The 3,975-nt window shown below is 72.7% G+C and carries 3 protein-coding genes and 1 pseudogene; all 4 read right to left on the bottom strand.

Translation table 11 applies throughout. The features are described 5' to 3' along the window. Window positions 1–360, bottom strand: a pseudogene (locus tag IE312_RS44030) (hypothetical protein); the annotation flags it as partial. 442 nt (window positions 361–802) lie between these two features. Then, the gene (locus IE312_RS23065; RefSeq protein WP_189984246.1) at window positions 803–1,648 is read right to left on the bottom strand and encodes a DegV family protein; all 846 of its coding nucleotides are present in this window, start codon (window positions 1,646–1,648) and stop codon (window positions 803–805) included. 72 nt (window positions 1,649–1,720) lie between these two features. Then, window positions 1,721–2,461: a hypothetical protein gene (locus IE312_RS23060; RefSeq protein ID WP_189984245.1), complete on the bottom strand. Its 741-nt coding sequence runs from the start codon at window positions 2,459–2,461 to the stop codon at window positions 1,721–1,723. Window positions 2,462–2,598: 137 nt separating this feature from the next. After that, window positions 2,599–3,975: class I tRNA ligase family protein (locus tag IE312_RS41410; protein ID WP_229900314.1), on the bottom strand; the 1,377-nt coding region annotated here is incomplete at its 5' end.

The following is a 3,975-nucleotide window of genomic DNA, read 5'->3' as shown; positions in this document are numbered from 1 at the left end:
CACTTGAGGAGCACTCACCGACTCGGGTCGGCCGGCCCAGAAGTGCTGCGCGGCGAAGACGGCGGCGGCCACGAGGACCACGGCGAGCGCCACGACTCCGCGCCGCTCCACCGCGTACCGTGCCTGCAGCCACACCGGCATCCGCTCGCGCAGCGCGAGCCCGGCCCGCTCCCGCCAGTCCGGGCCGGCGGGTGCCTCCGGCTTCTGCCCCGGCCGCGGTTCCGTCTCCGGCCGCGGTTCCGGCTCCGGCAGCGGCACCGCGCCGGCCGGTCCGGGCTCCGTGGCGCTGTTCGGCACCGGCGGTTCCACGGTCGCCGTCCAGCCGGGGGCCGTGCCCGCAGCAGGCAGCGCCGCTGACACCGTCCTCCTCGTGCTCAGGCCCGCCGTTCCCGTCACCGTCGCGGTCGGCGCGCTCGCGGGCCTCGCCCGGTCCGGCGGGGCGTTGCCCGACTCCCCCCACTGGACGGCTCCTTCACCGAAGAGGAGGTCGGCACGGCGGCGTAGTTCTTCCGCGGGTGCGGGCGGGCGGTGGCGGGCGCGGCGGGAGCGGGGGCTGTGGTGACGGTGACGGAGGCGGAGGCGGCCGTCGGAGCCGGCGCCACGGCCGGGGCCGCTGGTCGGAGTCGCTGTGCGTGAGCCAGATCGAAGTGCCATGTGACGAGGATGGAATGTTTCCGCCCATCACGATGATCTTGGTGAATTTCCGTGGAGGACCGGTCGGTTGTGGACAACTCCGCCACCCGGACGAGTGAAACGGTGGTCGCCCGTGAGCGGGCGGGAAGACCGGCCCGAGGACTGCCGGTCAGCGCGGCGAGACGACCGCGCCCAGCAGTCCTGGCCCGGTGTGGGCCCCGATCACCGCTCCTACCTCGCTGACGTGCAGCTCGGCCAGGCCCGGGACCCGGGCCCGCAGCCGGTCGGCGAGAGCGGCGGCGCGGTCGGGGGCTGCGAGGTGGTGGACGGCGACGTCCACCTCGGCGCTGCCCGCCCGCTCGGCGGCCAGTTCCTCCAGGCGCGCGATCGCCTTGGACGCCGTACGGACCTTTTCGAGCAGCTCGATCCGGCCGCCGTCCAGCTGGAGCAGCGGCTTCACGGCGAGCGCGGAACCCAGCAGGGCCTGCGCGGCGCCGATGCGGCCGCCGCGGCGCAGATAGTCCAGGGTGTCGACGTAGAAGTAGGCGGACGTGCCCGCCGCCCGTTTCTCGGCGGCCGTGACGGCCTCGTCCATCGTGCCGCCCGCCTCGGCGGTCTCGGCCGCGGCGAGCGCGCAGAAGCCGAGCGCCATCGCGATCATCCCGGTGTCCACGACCCGCACGGGCACCGGTGCCTCGCGCGCCGCGAGGACCGCGGCGTCGTAGGTGCCGGACAGCTCGGCGGACAGGTGCAGGGAGACGATGCCGCTCGCGCCGGACTCGGCGACCCGGCGGTAGGTCTCCGCGAACACCTGCGGGCTGGGGCGGGAGGTGGTCACGGAGCGCCGTTTCTGCAGCGCCTGGGCCAGGGAGCGGGTGGAGATCTCGGTGCCCTCTTCCAGGGCCCGGTCGCCGAGGACCACGGTCAGCGGGACCGCGGTGATGCCATGGCGTTCCATCGTCCGGGGCGGCAGGTAGGCCGTTGAATCGGTGACGATCGCGACATGGCAGGACATGCCCTGGAGGTTACCTGGCGTAGTGCTCGCTCGGCAGCCCGGCCCCGGTGCTGTGATCGCGGGACGGTCCGCTCATGTGGTGCTCTCGGGACGGGGCTTCTTCTGCCACGGGGACGCGGGGCGCCAGGACGGCGGGGCGATCGCGTCGGGAGCGGGCCGCGCGGTGGGGGACCCGGATGCCGTGGGCCGGGTCCGCTGCGTGGCCGGGTGGTCGGCCGCCGCGGGAGCGGACGCATCGGGCCACTGCGGGGGCACCTGGCCGGGCTCGGTCCGCGTCCAGTGGCGCAGGGCGCCCGTCTCGATGTCGATCTGGGCGCTCAGGGTGCCCAGGTCGTCGTCGGCGAAGCGGCGGGTCCGGTCGTGCACGGCCCAGCGCAGGGAGTCCGCGGACGAGGTGATCCGCTCGGTCCGACTGCGCAGTTCGGGCAGGCGTTCGGCGAGCGCGGCCCGGTCCGGCTCGGTCTCCAGGCGCTTGAGATCGGCGTCCAGCTCGTGTCCGTGCGCGCTGAGCCGCTCGAAGAGGCCGAGGGACTCCTTCAGCGACTCGTCCTCGGCCGAGCCCGCGTGCAGGATCTCCTGTGTGGCGCGCATGGAGGTGCGCAGTGCCAGCCGCAGCTGGGCGATCTCGCCGGCGGGCCCGGGCTGGACGAAGGACTTGGCGCGCAGGGTGTGGTCCTCGACCGTGCGGCGGGCCTGCGCGATGGACCGGTCCACGCCGCGCTTGGCGGCGCCGACGGCCTTGACCGTGGCGTACGCGCCGAGGCCGACGAAGAGCAGGAAGAGCAGGGCGAACACGGCCAACACGACGTCCATGACGCTCCTCCTCCGGCTGGTGCGGCATGAGCCGCTGCGCTCTCCACGGTAAACGCTGCGGGCAGGCCCGGAGTTCCGGAAGAACCCCGAACCTGCCCGTAGGGGACTACCCCGAGCCGGTGGAAAGCACCCGGTTCTCAGGCGGGAACGATGTTGACCAGCTTCGGCGCCCGCACGATCACCTTGCGGATGTCCGCGCCGTCCAGCGCCGCGACGACCTTCTCGTCCGCCAGCGCCGCCTTCTCCAGCTCCTCCTCGGAGATGGCCGGCGGCACCTCCAGCCGGGCCTTGACCTTGCCCTTGACCTGCACGACGCAGGTCACGGTCTCGTCCACGACGTAGGCCGGGTCGGCGACCGGGAAGTCCCGGTGGACGATCGAGTCGGTGTGGCCCAGCTTGCGCCACAGCTCCTCGGCGATGTGCGGGGCCAGCGGGGCGACCATCAGCACCAGCGGCTCCGCCACGGACCGCGGCACCGCACCGCCGGCCTTGGTCAGGTGGTTGTTCAGCTCGGTGACCTTGGCGATGGCGGTGTTGAAGCGCAGGCCTTCCAGGTCCTGGCGCACACCGTCGATGGCCTTGTGCAGGGCGCGCAGGGTGTCCTCGTCGGGCTCGGCGTCGGTCACGGTGACCTCGCCGGTGGCCTCGTCGACGATGTTGCGCCACAGCCGCTGCAGCAGCCGGAACTGGCCGACGACCGCGCGGGTGTCCCACGGACGGGAGACGTCCAGCGGGCCCATCGCCATCTCGTACAGGCGCAGCGTGTCGGCGCCGTACTCGGCGGCGATCTCGTCCGGAGTGACCGCGTTCTTCAGGGACTTGCCCATCTTGCCCAGCAGCCGGGAGACCTGCTCGCCCTGGTAGTAGTAGGCGCCGTCGCGCTCCTCCACCTCGGCGGCCGGCACCGCGATGCCACGGCTGTCGCGGTAGACGTAGGCCTGGATCATGCCCTGGTTGAACAGCTTGTGGAACGGTTCCGCGGACGAGACGTGCCCCAGGTCGTACAGGACCTTGGACCAGAAGCGCGCGTACAGCAGGTGCAGCACGGCGTGCTCGGCGCCGCCGACGTACAGGTCGACACCGCCGTGCGGCAGGCCCTCGCGCGGGCCCATCCAGTACTGCTCGATCTCCGGGTCGACCAGCTTGCGGTCGTTGTGCGGGTCCAGGTACCGGAACTCGTACCAGCACGAACCGGCCCAGTTGGGCATGGTGTTGGTCTCGCGGCGGTACTTCTTGGGGCCGTCGCCCAGGTCCAGGATGACGTCGACCCATTCCTCGTTGCGCGACAGCGGCGTCTCGGGCTGGGTGTCGGCGTCGTCCGGGTCGAAGGTGCGCGGGCTGTAGTCCTCGACCTCGGGCAGCTCCAGCGGCAGCATCGACTCGGGCAGCGCGTGGGCGATGCCGTCCTCGTCGTAGACGATCGGGAAGGGCTCGCCCCAGTAGCGCTGGCGGCTGAACAGCCAGTCGCGCAGCCGGAAGTTGACGGTGCCCTCGCCGATGCCCTCCTGTGTCAG

Source organism: Streptomyces capoamus (assembly GCF_014654935.1).
Classification (GTDB): Bacteria; Actinomycetota; Actinomycetes; order Streptomycetales; family Streptomycetaceae; genus Streptomyces; species Streptomyces capoamus.
Note: the sequence above shows the minus strand (reverse complement) of the source record. Positions and strands in the feature narration are given on the sequence as shown.

Coding starts and splice junctions, on each gene's coding strand:
- IE312_RS23060 (WP_189984245.1), bottom strand. CDS start 2,461: ATGGACGTCGTGTTGGCCGTGTTCGCCCTGCTCTTCCTGCTCTTCGTC.
- IE312_RS23065 (WP_189984246.1), bottom strand. CDS start 1,648: ATGTCCTGCCATGTCGCGATCGTCACCGATTCAACGGCCTACCTGCCG.